Origin of the sequence: Micromonospora sp. WMMD730, assembly GCF_049178955.1 — a bacterium.
GTDB classification, from domain to species: domain Bacteria; phylum Actinomycetota; class Actinomycetes; order Mycobacteriales; family Micromonosporaceae; genus Micromonospora; species Micromonospora wenchangensis.
In genome coordinates, this window is sequence record NZ_JBMHML010000002.1 from 101,030 (window position 1) to 115,405 (window position 14,376).

Consider the following 14,376-nt stretch of genomic DNA (forward strand, 5'->3'; position numbering starts at 1 on the left):
GGGTCGTACGATCGCAGCCATGACCGGGCATGTGACGGCACCGCCGGCCGCACCGGCCGACCGGCTGCCGCAGTGGGTGACGTTGCTGCGTGCCCCCAACCCGGGGCCGATGACCCTGGAGGGCACCAACACCTGGCTGCTGCGCGCCCCCGACGCGGCCCGGGCGGTCGTCGTCGACCCCGGCCCGGCCGACGAGGGGCACCTGGCCGCCGTGGCGGCATCCGGCCCGGTCGGGCTCGTGCTGATCACCCACGGGCACCCCGACCACACCGAGGGCGCCCCCCGGCTGAGCGACCTGCTCGGCGGCGTCCCCGTGCTCGCCGTCGACCCGGCGCACACCCTCGGCGGGGACCCGCTGACCGGGGCGGCCGGGCAGCTCGACGGGTACGGGCTGGGCATCGACCTGATCGCCACCCCGGGGCACACCGCCGACTCGGTCTGCCTGCTGGTGTCGTACGGCACCGAGCGGGTGGTGCTGACCGGGGACACCATCCTCGGCCGGGGCACCACCGTCGTCGCCCACCCCGACGGCCACCTCGGCGACTACCTCACCAGCCTGGAGCGGCTGTCCGCGTACCAGGGAATCCCGGCGCTGCCCGGCCACGGCCCGGCGCTCGCCGACTGCGGCGCGGCGGCCGACTTCTACCTCGCCCACCGCCGGGCCCGGCTCGACCAGGTCCGGGCCGCCGTCGACGCGGGCGCGCGCACCGCACCCGAGGTGGTGGCGACCGTCTACGCGGACGTGGACCGGTCGCTGTGGTGGGCCGCCGAGTGGTCCGTCCGCGCCCAACTGGAGTACCTGGGAGTGGAGCAGCCGTGACCTGCCCGGTGTGCGGCACGCTCGCCGTCCCGGGCGCGCGGTTCTGCCACAACTGCGGGGCGGCGCTGCCGGCCGCCGCCGGCCTGCCGACCGCCGAACGCCGGGTCGTCACCGTGCTCTTCGGCGACCTGTCCGAGTTCACCTCCTGGTCGGAGGACCTCGACCCGGAACGCGTCGGCGCGGTCACCGACCGGGTGCTCGCCGCGCTCGCCGGCGCGGTGAAGACGTTCGGCGGGCACGTCGACAAGCTCACCGGCGACGGCATCATGGCGGTCTTCGGCGCGCCCGTGGCCCACGAGGACGACGCCGAGCGGGCCGTGCGGGCCGCCCTGTCGATGCAGCGGGCCGTGCGCCGGGTGCTCGACGACGAACGCGGCGGCGGCGCACCGCTCGGCCTGCGGGTCGGGCTGAACACCGGCGACGTGATAGCCGGCATCCAGGCCGCCATCGAGTACACGGTCATCGGGGACACGGTGAACACCGCCGCCCGGCTGGCCGACGCCGCCGCCGTCGGCGCGATCTACGCCGGTGCCCGTACCTCGTCGGCCACCCGGCACGTCGCCTCCTGGCGGGTGCTGCGCCCGCTGCGGCTCAAGGGCAAGCGCGAGCCGGTCGAGGCGTACGAGCTGCTGGGCCTGCTCGACGCCCCGGGCACCCGGTCGGGGCTCGGCGACGAGGCGCCCTTCGTGGGGCGGGAGACCGAGATCGGCCGGGTCGCCGGCCGGCTCGCCGAGGTGATCGACCGGGGCGAACCCCGGGTGCTGCTGATGACCGCCGAGGCGGGGATCGGCAAGTCCCGGTTCGCCGCCGAGGTGGAACGCCTCGCCGCCGGCTACGACGTCGGCGCGGGCCGGTACGCCGCCCACAGCGGGGCCCGGGTGCTCTCGGTACGCTGCGCCGCCTTCGGCGAGCGGCGTCGGCTGGCCCCGCTGGCCGACCTGGTCCGGGCCGCCGTCGGCCTGCCCAGCGACACCTCCACCGCGCTCACCCGGCCGGCCGTGGAGGAACGGCTGCGCCGGCTCGCCCAGCGGCTCGGCCGGCTGCGCGCCGATGCGCCACCGCTCGCCGGTGACCAGCTCCTGGCCCTGCTCGGGTACGCCGAACTGCCCGCCGGCAGCCCCGGTGAACAGGGCGGCTGGGGGACCACCCCGCCGGCCGCCGACGCCGAGGCGGTGCCGGTCGCGGTGGCCGGGCTGCTCAGCGCCCTGGCCGCCGAGGCGCCGCTGGTGATCGTGGTCGACGACCTGCACGACGCCACCGGCGAGACGATCGCCGCCCTCGGCGCGACGCTGTCCCGGCTCACCGGCCCGGTCCTGGTGATGCTGCTGGGCCGCCCGGAGCTGGTCCGTACCGCCGGGGCGTTGACCTGGATCGCCGACGCCGAGGTGCAACCGCTGCCGCCGCTGCGCGGCGCGGACGCCTCCCGCCTGCTCACCAGCTATCTCAACGGCGGCAGGCTGCCCCAGGCCGACGCCGACCGGCTGCTCGCCACCGCCCAGGGAAACGCCTTCTACCTGGCCGAACTGGTCACCCTGCTGCGGGAACGGGGAGCGTTGACCGCCGGTCCCGACGGCGGCTGGCGGCTGGTGCCCGGGTCGCTGGGCAGTCGGCTGCTCTCCCGGGACCTCGCCGCCGTGCTCGCCGCCCGCATCGACGCGCTCCCGCCGGAGGCCCGGTCGGTGCTGCGGGACGCCGCCGTGGTCGGCGACGTGGTGCCCACCGGCGCGTTGGAGGCGCTGCGTGAGCAACGGTCCGGGCCCGCCGGCCGGCCCGGCGCGGTGGCCGCCGTCGAGCTGGAACGGGCCGTGGAGGAGCTGCTGCAACGCCGGATGCTGCACCGCACCCGCAGCGGTTTCGCGTTCGCCACCCCGCTGATGCGGGAGGCCGCCTACGCCGGGGTGAGCAAGGCCGAACTCGCCGAACGGCACGCCGCGCTGGCCCGCTGGGCGACCGGGGTCCCCGGCGCGTCGGTCGCCCCGCCGGGCGGGTTCACCGACGCGGCCCGCGACGACTTCGTGGCCGAGCAGGTCGAGCGGGCCGCCGTCCTCGCCGACGCGGTGAAGCTCCGCCCGGACTCGCCGGCCCGGACGGTCGCCGGGCTCGGGGTGGCCGCGCTGGGCCGGGCCGCCCGCCGGGCGTTGCAGGCCGGCGAGCCGGCGCTGGCCGTCGAGTACGCCGAACGCGCCGCCGACCTGGCCCGCGACGGGCTGCCCCCGGCCGACCGGGTGGTGCACGCGCGGGCGTTGCTCCAGGTGGGCCGGGTCGGTGACGCGCTCGCCTTCGCCGAGAAGATCGCCGCCAACGCCGGTGACGACGCCGGCACCCGGGCCAGCGCCCTGCTGCTCGCCGGTCAGGCCCAGCAGACCCAGGGCGACCAGGCCCGCGCGGTGGCCTGCTGGCAGGAGGCGTTGCAGGTGGCCACCGCCGGGGAGGTGACCAACCTGCGGGCCTCGGCGATGCGCCGGCTCGGGATGGCCGACTTCGTCGCCGGCCGGCTCGGGCAGGCGAGCAGCCGCCTCGCCGCCTCCTACCAGATCAGCCTCGCCGCGAAGGACCTGCGCGGGCAGGCGTGGGCGTTGCAGAACCTCGCCTGGGTCACCACCACCCGGGGGGACTTCGCCGGCACCGACGCGGTGCTCGGTCGGGCCGCCCGGCTCTTCGCCGAGCTGAAGGACCCGTACGGGCGGGCCTGGCTGCGCGGCACCACCGCCTTCGCCCGGCTGCTGGCCGGCCGACTGGGGGAGGCCTGCCGGCTGGCCGGGATCTTCCTGCCGTTCGGGGAACGGGTCGGCGAGGCGTGGGCGGTGGGCACGCTGCGCGCGGTCGAGGCGTTCGCCGGGGCGGAGATGGGCGAGGTGGCCGAGGCGGACCGGTCGGCCCGCCGGGCGTACCGGGACTTCGCCGCCGTCTCCGACGACTGGGGGCGCGGTTTCGCCCTGGTCGTCCGGGGGGTGGTGGCGCGGGGGCTGGGTGAGCCGGAGCACGCCGCCGACCTGTTCACCGACGCCCTCGCGTACGCCGGGCGGACCTCGCACCCGTTGCTGACCGGGATGGCCGGCACGCTGCGCGGCTTCGTGGCGTTGGACATGGGCGACTGCGAGACCGCCGAGCGGGACGCCCGTGCGGTGCTGACCGCCGTCGAACCGCACAACCCGCAGGCACCGGCGCAGGCCGCGCCCCGGGTGCTGCTCGCCACCGCCCGGCTCGCCGCCGGTGACCCGGCCACCGCGGTCGGGTTGCTCGCTCCGGTGGCGACGACCGCTGCGAAGACGCCGACCCTGCTGTTCTCCCGCCGGCAGACCCTCGCCCGGTACGCTTCCGCGCTGCTCGCCCACGGCCAGTCGGAGCAGGCGTTGGACTGGGCCCGACGGGCGGTCGCCGCCCCGGCGGAGGACGTCCGCAGCCAGGTGATCGGCGCCGGGGTGCTGGCCGAGGCGTTGGCGGCGTGCGGTCGTCCGGCCGAGGCGTTGGCCAGCGCGCAGGAGGCGGTGCGGCTGGCGTACGCCACCGAGCAGCGCAGCGAACGGGCCAGCGCCGACGCCCTGGCGGCCCGGCTGGCCGACGGGGTCTGACCGGGACGGTCGGCGGGTGCCGGCGGTGGTCCGCCGGGCGGTGATCGTCCGCGGACGGCAGGTCTGTCGGTTCCGGGGATGTGCGCCTGTCGGCCGGGACGGTTAGCGTGTCACTTCACGCGACCGCCACTGGGTGCCGGTCGCGCCGTCGGGTGGGGGGCAGGATGAGGTTGCCGCGTTCGGGCGCCGGTTGGACGATCGCGGTCTTCGGGGTGCTGGCGGTGCTGCTCGGTGCGCTCGGGCTGGTGTGGCCGGAGGCGCAGCTGCGGATGCTCGGCTTCGAGGTGCCGGCGACCCGGGCACCCGGCGACTACACCGGCACGTTCCTCACCGCGTCCTCGATGGCCTCGTTCAACATGGGCGTCTACTACCTGTTGGCGGTGGCGACCGAGTGGCGGGCGTTCTACCGGTTCACAGTGGTGTTCCGGCTGGTCACCTTCACCGTCTTCACGCTGACCGTGCTGGCCGACGTGGCACCGGACCGGTTCATCGGGGTGGCGTTGTGGGAGGGTGCGGGCGCGGTGGCGACGGCGCTCGGCCTGCGCTTCGACGCCCGTCGATCAGCAGGTGGGGACGGTAGCGCTCCCAACTCGACACCGTCGCAGGTCAGTGGCGTATCCGGGGGCACGACGAGCCGGTCGGCCGCCGCCGGTCCGGCCACCGCCGCCGGTACGGACCGCTGAGCGCCCCGGCGGAACGGGTATTTTCGAGCCGTGACCGAGACCCCGCCCGGCGCCCTTCGGCTGCCCAATGTGCCCGGTCTGACCGACTTGCAGGTCTTTGCCCGGGGTGGCTACGCCACCGTCTACCGGGCCACCCAGATCTCCGTCGGTCGGGAGGTCGCCGTCAAGGTGGAGAACCGCACCCTGGACAACGAACGCGACCAGGCCCGGTTCCTGCGGGAGGCGCGGGCGGCCGGGCGGATGTCCTCGCACCCGCACGTGGTCGACCTCTTCGACGTCGGGGTGACAGTCGACCAGCACCCCTATCTGATCATGGAGTTGTGCGACGGGTCGTACGCCGAACGGATGCGGACCTCGCCGCTCGACGCGTCCGAGACCCGTGACCTCGGCATCAAGATCGCCGACGCGCTGGCCCACTCCCACGCGGCCGGGGTGCTGCACCGCGACGTCAAGCCGGCCAACATCCTGCACTCGCACTTCAACTCGGCGGTGCTCGCCGACTTCGGGCTGGCCGTGCTGGCCGAGGCACGGGACGCCTCGGTCACCCTGGAGGTGCTCACCCCGGCCTACGCCCCGCCGGAGATGTTCAACCACAGCCCGCCGTCACCGGCCGTCGACGTGTACGCCCTCTGCGCCACCCTCTACGCGGTGATGACCGGCCGCCCCCCGCGCTGGCAGTCCGAGCGCAACCCGAGCCTGGTCACCGTGCTGGAGTTGTTCCACCACCCGATCCCCGACCTGCCCGGGGTGCCCACCGAACTGGTCGACGTGCTGCGCGCCGGGATGTCCAACGACCCCGACGCCCGCCCCTCCGCCCTCGAACTGCGCGACCTGCTGACCGCGCTGCCCGTCGATCCGGCTCCCGCCCCGGTCAGCGGCGCCCCGGTCTCCGGCGGGCCGTCCGGGGGCACCGGCGGCGGTGGGCCGTACACCCTCGGGTGGACCACCAGCCAACCCGGACGGAGCACCGGGCGGCCCACCCCCCGCCCTCCGTCCCAGGACGACCACCCGACCGTGCCGCACGGCACACGGCGGCGGCGGCGCTGGTTCTTCGGCGGCGCCGGGGTGCTCGCCCTGGCCGCCTCGGCGAGCGCCGGAGCGTGGGTCGCCGGTGGCGCACCGCCACTGGCCGGGCCGACCGCCGCCCCGTCGACCGTCGGCTCGTCCAGCCCGGCCGCCCGCTGGGGTGCCCTGCCCGGCTGCGCCGCCGACGGCACCGCCGCGGTCCTGCCGCCCGGCGCCCGGTGCGCCCCCGTGCTGGAGTGCTTCGGCCCCGTCCGGCTACGCGGCGACCGGGCCGAGGCCGCCCAGGTCTCCTGCGAGGGGCGGCACACCTGGGAGACGTACGTGGAGGGGCAGTTGCCGGCCGCGCTGGCCGCCGCCGGGCACGACGCGATCAGCGCCGACCCGACCGTCCGGTCGGTGTGCAACGCCCGGACGTTCCGGCTGACCAGCGGGATCGACTACGCCAACGGCTGGCGGCTCGAAGTGCTGCCACCCGGCGAGAAGGATTTCGACCGCACCTACCGCTGTCTCGCCGGGCGGGGCGTGAACGCCCTGGTCGCCCCCACCCTCACTGGTCGCTGACCTCGCGCATCCGGTGCAGCCGGCTCAACACCGCCGCGGTGTCCAACGCGTCGAGGGTGTCGGCATCGAGGAACGAGCCGGCCTCCGGCAGGCCCGGGGCGGCCGCCCCGACCGGTCGCTCCCGGTCGTCGCGTTCGCGCAGTGCGGCCAGCGCGGTGCCGGTCACCGTGGCGAAGAGGACACCGAGCAGCGCCAACCCCACCGTCACGATGCCGGCGGGATGCCGGAAGACCAGCACCACCACCACCGCGGCGGTCGCCAGCGCCGCGACCACCGCCACGGTCCGCGCGTCCGGCCTCAGGAATCGCCTCACCTGACAAGCATGGCCTTTTCGGGCGTGCTGTCAAACCATACGGCCCAGTGTGGTTGACCGTTCTGCCTAGAGTGACGAACGTCGAGGTGTCGTCTCGACTCGTCCCGTATCCCACCGGAGGGCATCTACATGCCACAAACCACCCGGTCGCTGGCTGCTGCGGTCGTCGCCGGCCTGCTCCTCACCACGATGGCGGTCGTGCCGGCAGCCGCCGCGCCCGGCAGCCCGCACACCCGCCCCGCCGTGCCCGATCGGACCAGCCGCACCGAGGCCCGGCGCGTCGACAGCGTGCCCACCCCGAAGCTCGACTGGTACGCCTGCTACGGCTACGCCGAGTGCGCCACCGTCGCACTGCCGCTGGACTACGACAAGCCGAAGGGCGCCACCACCGAGGTCGCCCTGCTCCGGGTGAAGGCCCGCGACCAGCAGGCCCGGATCGGCAGCCTCTTCCTCAACCCGGGCGGCCCGGGTGGCTCGGGCACCGACATCGCGCTGGCCGCGCCGTCCTTCCTCGGCGACGACCTGCTCGACCGGTTCGACATCGTCGGTGTCGACCCGCGCGGCGTCGCCGCCAGCACCAACGTCCGGTGCTTCCCGTCGGTGAAGGAGCAGACCCGGGCGTACGCCGGTCTGAACGTCGCCTTCCCGTGGACGAAGGCCGAGGAGAAGGCGTACCTGAAGTCGGCGAAGGCGGTCGGCCAGGCGTGTTCGACCACCGGTCGGCCGTTGACCTCGGCGATGTCCACCGCCGAGGTGGCCCGGGACATGGACGTGCTGCGCCGGGCGGTGGGCGACCAGAAGCTCAGTTACCTCGGTTTCAGCTACGGCACCGCGCTGGGCCAGTACTACGCGAACATGTTCCCGGACCGGGTCCGCGCGGTCGCCGTCGACGGGGTGCTCAACCCGGCCGCCTGGGTCGGCCAGGGTAAGGCGCGTGAGCAGCTCCAGGAGTCCCGGCTGCGCAGCTCCGATGCCGCCTACCGGGCGTTGCGGGAGATCCTGGCCCGCTGCGCCGGGGCCGGCCCGCAGGCGTGCCCCCTCGCCGCCGCCGGTGACCCGGTCGCCTCCTACGATCTGGTGGCCAGGCGGCTGCGGCAGAAGCCCGTGGTGATCGACGACCCGGACGCCGGCCCGTTCACCGTCAGCTACGCCGACTTCGTGGCTGCCAGCCTCAGCGCGCTCTACAGCCCCTACGGCTGGGAGCCGATCGTGGATAGCACCGCACTTCTGCTCACCCTCACCGACCCGCAGTCGGCGTCGCCGGCCCGACTCGCCGGGGCGCGCGCGGCGCTCGGCCGGATCGCCGCACAGGCCCGTGAGCAGCGACGGTTCGACTTCCCGTACGACAACGGGCTGGAGACCATGGGCGTCGACTGCACCGACGCCTACCACCCCGGGAAGCTCGCCGACTGGCCCGCGCTCAGTGCCCAGCAGGACAAGCGGGCACCCTACTTCGGGCGGCCCTGGTCCTGGATCACCGCGCTGTGTGCCCGGGACGCCTGGACGGTCCGCGACGCCGACGCCTGGACCGGGCCGTTCGACCGCCGGACCGCCGCACCGGTGCTGGTGGTGGGCAACTACTGGGACCCGGCCACCAGCTACCAGGGGGCGGTGACCTCGGCGCGGCTGCTGCCGAACAGCCGGCTGCTCAGCAGCGACAGCTGGGGCCACACCGCATACGGGACGTCGGCCTGTGTGACCGGGGCGATCGACGCGTACCTGCTGCGCGGGGCGCTGCCGGCCGAGGGCACCGTCTGCGTCGGTGACGTGCAGCCGTTCGTCGGGGCGTCGGAGCCGGCCGGGCGGGCCGCCTCCGACAAGAACGCGCTGGCCGCCGCCGGGTTGCCGGCCCGGGGTGCGCCCAAGCGACTGCCGCCGGTGGTCGCGCCGCTGCCCCTGGCGGGTTCGCTGACCGTACGTTGATCCGACTCCGGGGTACGACGGGCGCTCGGGTCGTCCGTCGTACCCCGGGCTTCTCTCCCCGGCTGGTCGGGTGGACGTCGCGGCGGTCGACCCGGCACCGCGATGCGGCGCGACGGAGATGGACGGGAGCCGCTACCCTCGGTGTCCCCAGGCTGTCCGTCAGCGAGGTGCGCCGATGAACCACATCTCCGCCCGCCACCGGGTCCGATCGGTCACCACCACCCTGGCGGTGGCCCTGGCCCTCACCCTGGCCGCCGCCGCCGGCTGCGAGAACCGCCGTGAACCGTCGCTGCCCTCGGTCCGCGACAAGCTGCGCGAGTCGCACATCGACGGTCAGCCGAAGATCAAGATCGGGGTGGCCACCACCGAGCCGCTGATGGGGGAGCTGCGCAACGGCGTGCACTCCGGCTTCGACGTGGAGATCGCCCGCTACGTCGCCTCCTACCTCGGTTACGAGGGTGACCAGCGCATCGAGTGGGTCTCGGTGACCACCGAGGACCGTATCCCCGCCCTCCAGGGCGGCGTGGTCGACCTGGTGGTCTCCAGCTTCTCCATCACCGAGGAGCGGGAGAAGCTGGTCAGCTTCGCCGGGCCGTACTTCGTCACCACCCAGGAGGTGATGGTGCCGACCCGGCTCAGGGACAAGATCCGCACCATCGAGGACCTCCGCGAACCGACCTACAAGGTGTGCACCAGCGGTGGCTCCACCACCGAGGCCGAGCTTGCCAAGCACGACGTCAAGGCGCTGGTGGTCAAGGAGGTCGGCGACTGCGTCAAGGGCATCCGGGAAGGCCGCTACGACGCGGTCAGCTCCGACGAGACGATCCTCGCCGGGTTCCTCTCCCTCTACCCGACCGAGTTCGAGATCGTCGACATGCCCTTCGGCACCAGCGAACTGCTCGGCATCGGGGTGCCGATCGGCGACCCCGCCCTGCGCGACCTGGTCGCCTTCGCCCTGCAGAAGAGCTACCTGCAGGGCCGCAACGGGATCAGCAGCCCGTGGATCACCGCCTACACCAGGTCCCTCGCACCGTATCTGAAAGCGGAGAAGGCGCAGCCCCAGCCGCTGAACGTGCCGGAACTGGTCGACTTCGACGACAAGGCGCCGACCCGGTGACCGCCCCGGCCGTACCGCAGGATCTGGGCGCCACCACCGTCGCCGTGCGCGACGGCTGGGACCCGGCGGTGGAGCGGCGGGCGCGGGCCAGCCAGTCGTTCTGGACGGCCGTGGTCGGCGTGCCCGCCATCTTCTCCGTGCTGCGCCTCGGCGTCGAGGCGGGCGGCGAACTCCAGACCACGCTGCTGCTGGTGGCGAACGTCGGGCCGGTGAACCTGCTCGCCGGCTTCCTCACCACCGCCGCCCGGCTGCTCTCCACCGGCCTGGTCGCGGTCTTCGCGCTCGGCGCGGTGCTGCGGGTCAGCGTCGAACGGATGCCGCCGGCCGTGCGCCGCCCACTCTTCGTCCGCTGGGCGGACCTCACCCCGGCCTGGTTCGTGCTGGCGAGCTTCCTCACCGCCCTGGTCACCTGGCAACTGCTCTACCTGCCGTTGCTGCTGCCGGCGTTCGTCGCCGCCTTCCAGCTCACCCCGGCCCGCCTGCACGAGCACGTGGTGCCCCGGACGCTGCTCGTGGTGGCGCTGCTCGGCGGTTACGGGTGGCTGCTCGCCCCCACCCTGGTCGACGCGTGGCAGCAACGGGAACTGCTCGTCCTGGCGCTGCTCGTCGCCCCGCCGCTGCTCGCCCTCGCGGTGACCGGCCCGCTGCCCGGGGCGGTGATCCGGCCGCTCGCGTCGGTCACCGAGGCGGCGGTGCTGGCCATGCTGGTCTGGGCGGCGCTGCCGGTGATCACCACCCCGGTGCTGCCGCTCACCGTGACCACTGTGGAGTCGAGCCCCGGCGTCACCGAGGACGTCCGGGGACACGTGGTCACTGTGGACGACGTCAACATGGTGCTGCTCCAGGAACGCGGCGGCGTCCGGTACGTGCCGGTGGACGACGTCCGCGCCCAGGTGCTCTGCCCCAGCGAGGAGGAGCTGCCCCGGCACCGGCTGCGCATCCGCGACTACCACGTCGAGGACTCGCTGCTGGAGGGGCTGGGCCGGCGGGTGCGCCCGGTGCACCGTACCGATGCGGCCTGCCGCGCCGTGCACTGACCGGGCGCTGCCGGCGGGTGACCGTCGCAGGGGGTCAGTAGGACTTCTCCTGGCCCAGCACGTGCTGGGCGACGAAGTTGAGGATCATCTCCCGGCTGACCGGGGCGATCCGACCGGCCCGCACCGCGCCGAGCAGCGTCGCCACGCCGTACTCGGTGGTCATGCCGGCCCCGCCGAGGGCCTGCACGGCGGTGTCCACGGCCAGCGCGGCGGCCTCCCCGGCCGCGTACTTGGCCATGTTGCCGGCCACGCCGGCCTCCAGGTCGCGGCCCGCGTCGTACAGGGTGGCCGCCTTGTGGATCATCAGTCGGGCGAGTTCCACCTGCACCGCCGCGTGCGCCAACGGATGCGCCACACCCTGGTGCGCGCCGATGCTCCGCCCACCCCAGACCTTGCGGGTGGCGGTGTAGTCGGTGGCCCGCTCGATGGCGTACCGGCCGGTGCCGACGCCCATCGCGGCGACCGTGATCCGTTCCGGGTTCAACCCGGCGAACAACGCCGGCAGGCCGGCGTCCAACGACCCGCCGACCAGCGCGTCGGCGGGCAGCCGGACGTCGTCCAGGTAGAGCAGGAACTGGTTCTCCGGGGAGACGATCTCCATGTCCAGCTTGGACCGGGTCAATCCGGCCGCGTCGGTCGGCACCACGAACAGCGCGGGCTTGAGCTTCCCGGTCGCCGCGTCCTCGGTACGCGCCACCACCAGCACGTACTGCGCCTCGTCCACGCCGGAGATGTAGCACTTGCGGCCGGAGAGCAGCCAGTCGTCGCCGTCGCGGCGGGCCACCGTGCCGAGCCGGTGGAAGTTCGACCCGGCCTCCGGCTCGGTGATCGCGAAGACCACCTTCAGCGAGCCGTCGGCGAACCCGGGCAGGAACCGCTTGCGCTGCTCCTCGGTGCCGTGCCGGTTGATCACCGTGGCGGCGATGGCCGGCGACACCACCAGCAGCAGCAGCGGGCACCCGGCGGCGGCCAGCTCCTCGCAGACGATGGCCAGCTCGGTGAGGCCGCCACCGCCACCGCCGTACTCGGCGGGGACGTTGACGCCCAGGTAGCCGAGCCGACCGGCCTCGTCCCACAGCTCGGTGGTGTGCCCACCGGACTTCGCCTTCTCGACGAAGTAGGAGTGGCCGTACCGGCGGCCCAGCGCGCGGACGGCGTCGCGGAGCTGATCCTGCTCGGGGGTGAGGTCGAAGTTCATCGGGGTGCCTCCTCGGGGTTGACCACGGCCAGCACCGCACCCGTCTCGACCTGCCCACCGGGGGGCACCGGCAGGTCGGCGACCACACCGTCGGTCGGGGCGAGCACGGGATGTTCCAGCTTCATCGCCTCCAGGGTCAGCAGCAGGTCACCTGCGGCGACCCGCTGACCGGCCCCGACGTGCACCCGGGTCACCGTGCCGGGCAGCGGCGCGAGCAGCGACCCGACCGCGAGCGCCGCGCGGGGCAGCGGGAACCGGGGCAGCTCGGTCAGCTCCGCCGCCCCGTCCGGGCCGTCCACGAAGACCACCGACCCCGCCCGGTGTACGCGGAACACCCGCCGCACCCCGGCCACGTCGAGCAGCACCCGGTCCGCTGCCGCCGTCACCAGCTCCACCACCGGCGGCGCGTCCGGTGCGTCGGTGGCCGTCGGGTCGGCGACGGCCGGGCCGGTGGACCAGTCGGCGAGCGCGCCGGACCGGTCCAGCCGGTAGCGCACCTCGATCTCGTCCCCGGTCGTCGTGGCGTACCGGACGGCCTGGGGGACGGCCGGCACGTTGCGCCAGCCCGAGGGGAGACCGGCGAGCACCGGGGCGGCGGCCCGACGTGCGGCGGCCCCGGCGAGCGCGGCGGCCAGCGCGGCGACCGGCAGCCGGTCGGCCGGCAGCAGCGGCGCGAAAACCCCGGGGTGTGCGTCCAGGAACCCGGTGTCCACCTGCGCCGCGCCGAACTCCGCGCTGCGCAGCACCCGGACCAGCAGGTCCCGGTTGGTGGCCACCCCGTGCAGCTCGGCGCGGGCCAGCGCCCCGGCGAGCGACCGGGCCGCCTCCGCCCGGGTCGGTGCCCAGGCGACCAGCTTGGCGAGCATCGAGTCGTAGTGCACGCTCACCGTCGACCCGGTGTCCACCCCCGAATCGAGCCGCAGGCCCCGGGTCGGGGTGAACTCGCCGGCCACCCCGGGCACCGTGAACCGGTGCAGCGTGCCGGTCGCCGGCCGGAACCCCTGCGTCGGGTCCTCCGCGCACAGCCGTACCTCGATCGCGTGGCCGTCGGCCGGCGGGGTCGCCGGCACCGGCAACGCACCGCCCTCGGCGACCAGTAGTTGCAGCCGGACCAGGTCCAGCCCGGTGACCGCCTCGGTGACCGGGTGCTCCACCTGGAGCCGGGTGTTCATCTCCAGGAAGAAGAACTCGCCCGCCGGGGCGAGCAGGAACTCCACCGTCCCCGCCCCGACGTAGTCGACCGCCCGCCCGGCGGCGACCGCCGCCGCGTGCAGCCGCTCCCGCACCCCGTCGGGCAGGACCGCCGGGGCCTCCTCGACGATCTTCTGGTGCCGCCGCTGGATCGAGCAGTCCCGCTCGCCGAGCGCCACGACCGTACCGTGGGTGTCGCCGAAGATCTGCACCTCGACGTGCCGGCCGCGTTCGACGTACCGCTCGACGAAGACCGTGCCGTCGCCGAACGCGGCGGCGGCCTCGCGGCGCGCCGAGTCGACGGCCGCCGGCAGGTCGGCCGGGTCGCGGACGATGCGCATCCCCCGGCCGCCGCCCCCGGCGGACGCCTTGACCAGCACTGGGAAGTCGGTGACCTCGTCGCCGTCGGTCCAGGTGGGCAGCATCGGCACGCCCGCCCCGGCGAGCAGCTCCTTCGCGGCGATCTTGTCGCCCATCGCCGCGATCGCCTCGGCCGGCGGACCGACCCAGGTCAGGCCCGCGTCGGTCACCGCCGCCGCGAACCCGGCGTGCTCGGCGAGGAAGCCGTAACCCGGGTGGACGGCGTCCGCGCCGGTGCGCCGGGCCGCGTCCAGGATCGACCCGATCCGCAGGTACGTCTCGACGGGCGTGTTCCCCGGCAGCCGGACCGCCTCGTCGGCCTCGGCCACGTACGGCGCGTCCGCATCGGCGTCGGAGTGCACGGCGACCGTCGCCACGCCGAGCGCCCGGCAGGTGGTGAAGACCCGCCGGGCGATCTCCCCCCGGTTGGCCACCAAGAGCTTCTGAATCACGAGCGCCGATCCCACCTTTCGTTCGCGGCTGCGGGACTCCGCTTCGCTGCGTTCCTCGCGCTCACGGTGCTCGCCTTTCGTTCGCGGCTGCGGGACTCCGCTTCGCTGCGTTCCTCGCGCTCA

At 74.7% G+C, this 14,376-nt stretch carries 10 protein-coding genes; 7 read left to right on the forward strand and 3 right to left on the reverse strand.

Translation table 11 applies throughout. From position 1 onward, the window contains the following. Positions 1-19 precede the first annotated feature (19 nt). The 4 genes from ACN265_RS00505 (at position 20) to ACN265_RS00520 (ending at position 6,662) form a co-directional block, all read left to right on the forward strand. Positions 20-820 carry an MBL fold metallo-hydrolase gene (locus ACN265_RS00505; RefSeq protein ID WP_357932705.1) on the forward strand — a complete coding sequence of 267 codons (801 nt, stop codon included), beginning with the start codon at positions 20-22 and terminating at the stop codon, positions 818-820. Further along, the gene (locus ACN265_RS00510; protein WP_421405710.1) at positions 817-4,392 is read left to right on the forward strand and encodes an adenylate/guanylate cyclase domain-containing protein; all 3,576 of its coding nucleotides are present in this window, start codon (positions 817-819) and stop codon (positions 4,390-4,392) included. Before ACN265_RS00505 ends, ACN265_RS00510 begins: the two co-directional genes overlap by 4 nt. Before the next feature lie 164 nt (positions 4,393-4,556). Then, positions 4,557-5,075 (forward strand): hypothetical protein, encoded by a 519-nt coding sequence (locus ACN265_RS00515; RefSeq protein WP_204927050.1) that lies wholly within the window; start codon positions 4,557-4,559, stop codon positions 5,073-5,075. 30 nt (positions 5,076-5,105) lie between these two features. After that, positions 5,106-6,662, forward strand: coding sequence for a serine/threonine-protein kinase (locus ACN265_RS00520; RefSeq protein WP_204927051.1), 1,557 nt, complete (start codon positions 5,106-5,108; stop codon positions 6,660-6,662). On the opposite strand, the gene ACN265_RS00525 is transcribed toward ACN265_RS00520, so the two are convergent. Then, a complete protein-coding gene (locus tag ACN265_RS00525; protein WP_204927052.1) occupies positions 6,649-6,975 on the reverse strand; it encodes a hypothetical protein in 327 nt (108 codons plus the stop codon). The two genes, ACN265_RS00520 and ACN265_RS00525, sit on opposite strands and share 14 nt — an antisense overlap. Positions 6,976-7,104: 129 nt before the next feature. Here ACN265_RS00525 and ACN265_RS00530 point away from each other — a divergent pair, with 129 nt between their 5' ends. The 3 genes from ACN265_RS00530 to ACN265_RS00540 all read left to right on the forward strand — a co-directional run bounded on the left by ACN265_RS00530 (position 7,105) and on the right by ACN265_RS00540 (position 11,052). Next, the gene (locus ACN265_RS00530; RefSeq protein WP_421405711.1) at positions 7,105-8,898 is read left to right on the forward strand and encodes an alpha/beta fold hydrolase; all 1,794 of its coding nucleotides are present in this window, start codon (positions 7,105-7,107) and stop codon (positions 8,896-8,898) included. A gap of 175 nt (positions 8,899-9,073) precedes the next feature. Beyond that, the gene (locus ACN265_RS00535; protein ID WP_421405712.1) at positions 9,074-10,015 is read left to right on the forward strand and encodes a transporter substrate-binding domain-containing protein; all 942 of its coding nucleotides are present in this window, start codon (positions 9,074-9,076) and stop codon (positions 10,013-10,015) included. Then, positions 10,012-11,052, forward strand: a complete 1,041-nt coding sequence (locus ACN265_RS00540) for a hypothetical protein (protein ID WP_204927055.1) — start codon at positions 10,012-10,014, stop codon at positions 11,050-11,052. Before ACN265_RS00535 ends, ACN265_RS00540 begins: the two co-directional genes overlap by 4 nt. A gap of 34 nt (positions 11,053-11,086) precedes the next feature. Here the strand turns inward: ACN265_RS00540 and ACN265_RS00545 are convergent, their stop codons facing one another. Together ACN265_RS00545 and ACN265_RS00550 are read right to left on the reverse strand one after the other, a co-directional pair. Beyond that, positions 11,087-12,250 carry an acyl-CoA dehydrogenase family protein gene (locus tag ACN265_RS00545; protein WP_377683519.1) on the reverse strand — a complete coding sequence of 388 codons (1,164 nt, stop codon included), beginning with the start codon at positions 12,248-12,250 and terminating at the stop codon, positions 11,087-11,089. Further along, positions 12,247-14,253 (reverse strand): biotin carboxylase N-terminal domain-containing protein, encoded by a 2,007-nt coding sequence (locus ACN265_RS00550; protein ID WP_421405713.1) that lies wholly within the window; start codon positions 14,251-14,253, stop codon positions 12,247-12,249. The genes ACN265_RS00545 and ACN265_RS00550 overlap by 4 nt, the downstream gene beginning before the upstream one ends. Positions 14,254-14,376 lie beyond the last annotated feature (123 nt).

Coding starts and splice junctions, on each gene's coding strand:
- ACN265_RS00515 (WP_204927050.1), top strand. CDS start 4,557: ATGAGGTTGCCGCGTTCGGGCGCCGGTTGGACGATCGCGGTCTTCGGG.
- ACN265_RS00530 (WP_421405711.1), top strand. CDS start 7,105: ATGCCACAAACCACCCGGTCGCTGGCTGCTGCGGTCGTCGCCGGCCTG.
- ACN265_RS00535 (WP_421405712.1), top strand. CDS start 9,074: ATGAACCACATCTCCGCCCGCCACCGGGTCCGATCGGTCACCACCACC.
- ACN265_RS00545 (WP_377683519.1), bottom strand. CDS start 12,250: ATGAACTTCGACCTCACCCCCGAGCAGGATCAGCTCCGCGACGCCGTC.
- ACN265_RS00505 (WP_357932705.1), top strand. CDS start 20: ATGACCGGGCATGTGACGGCACCGCCGGCCGCACCGGCCGACCGGCTG.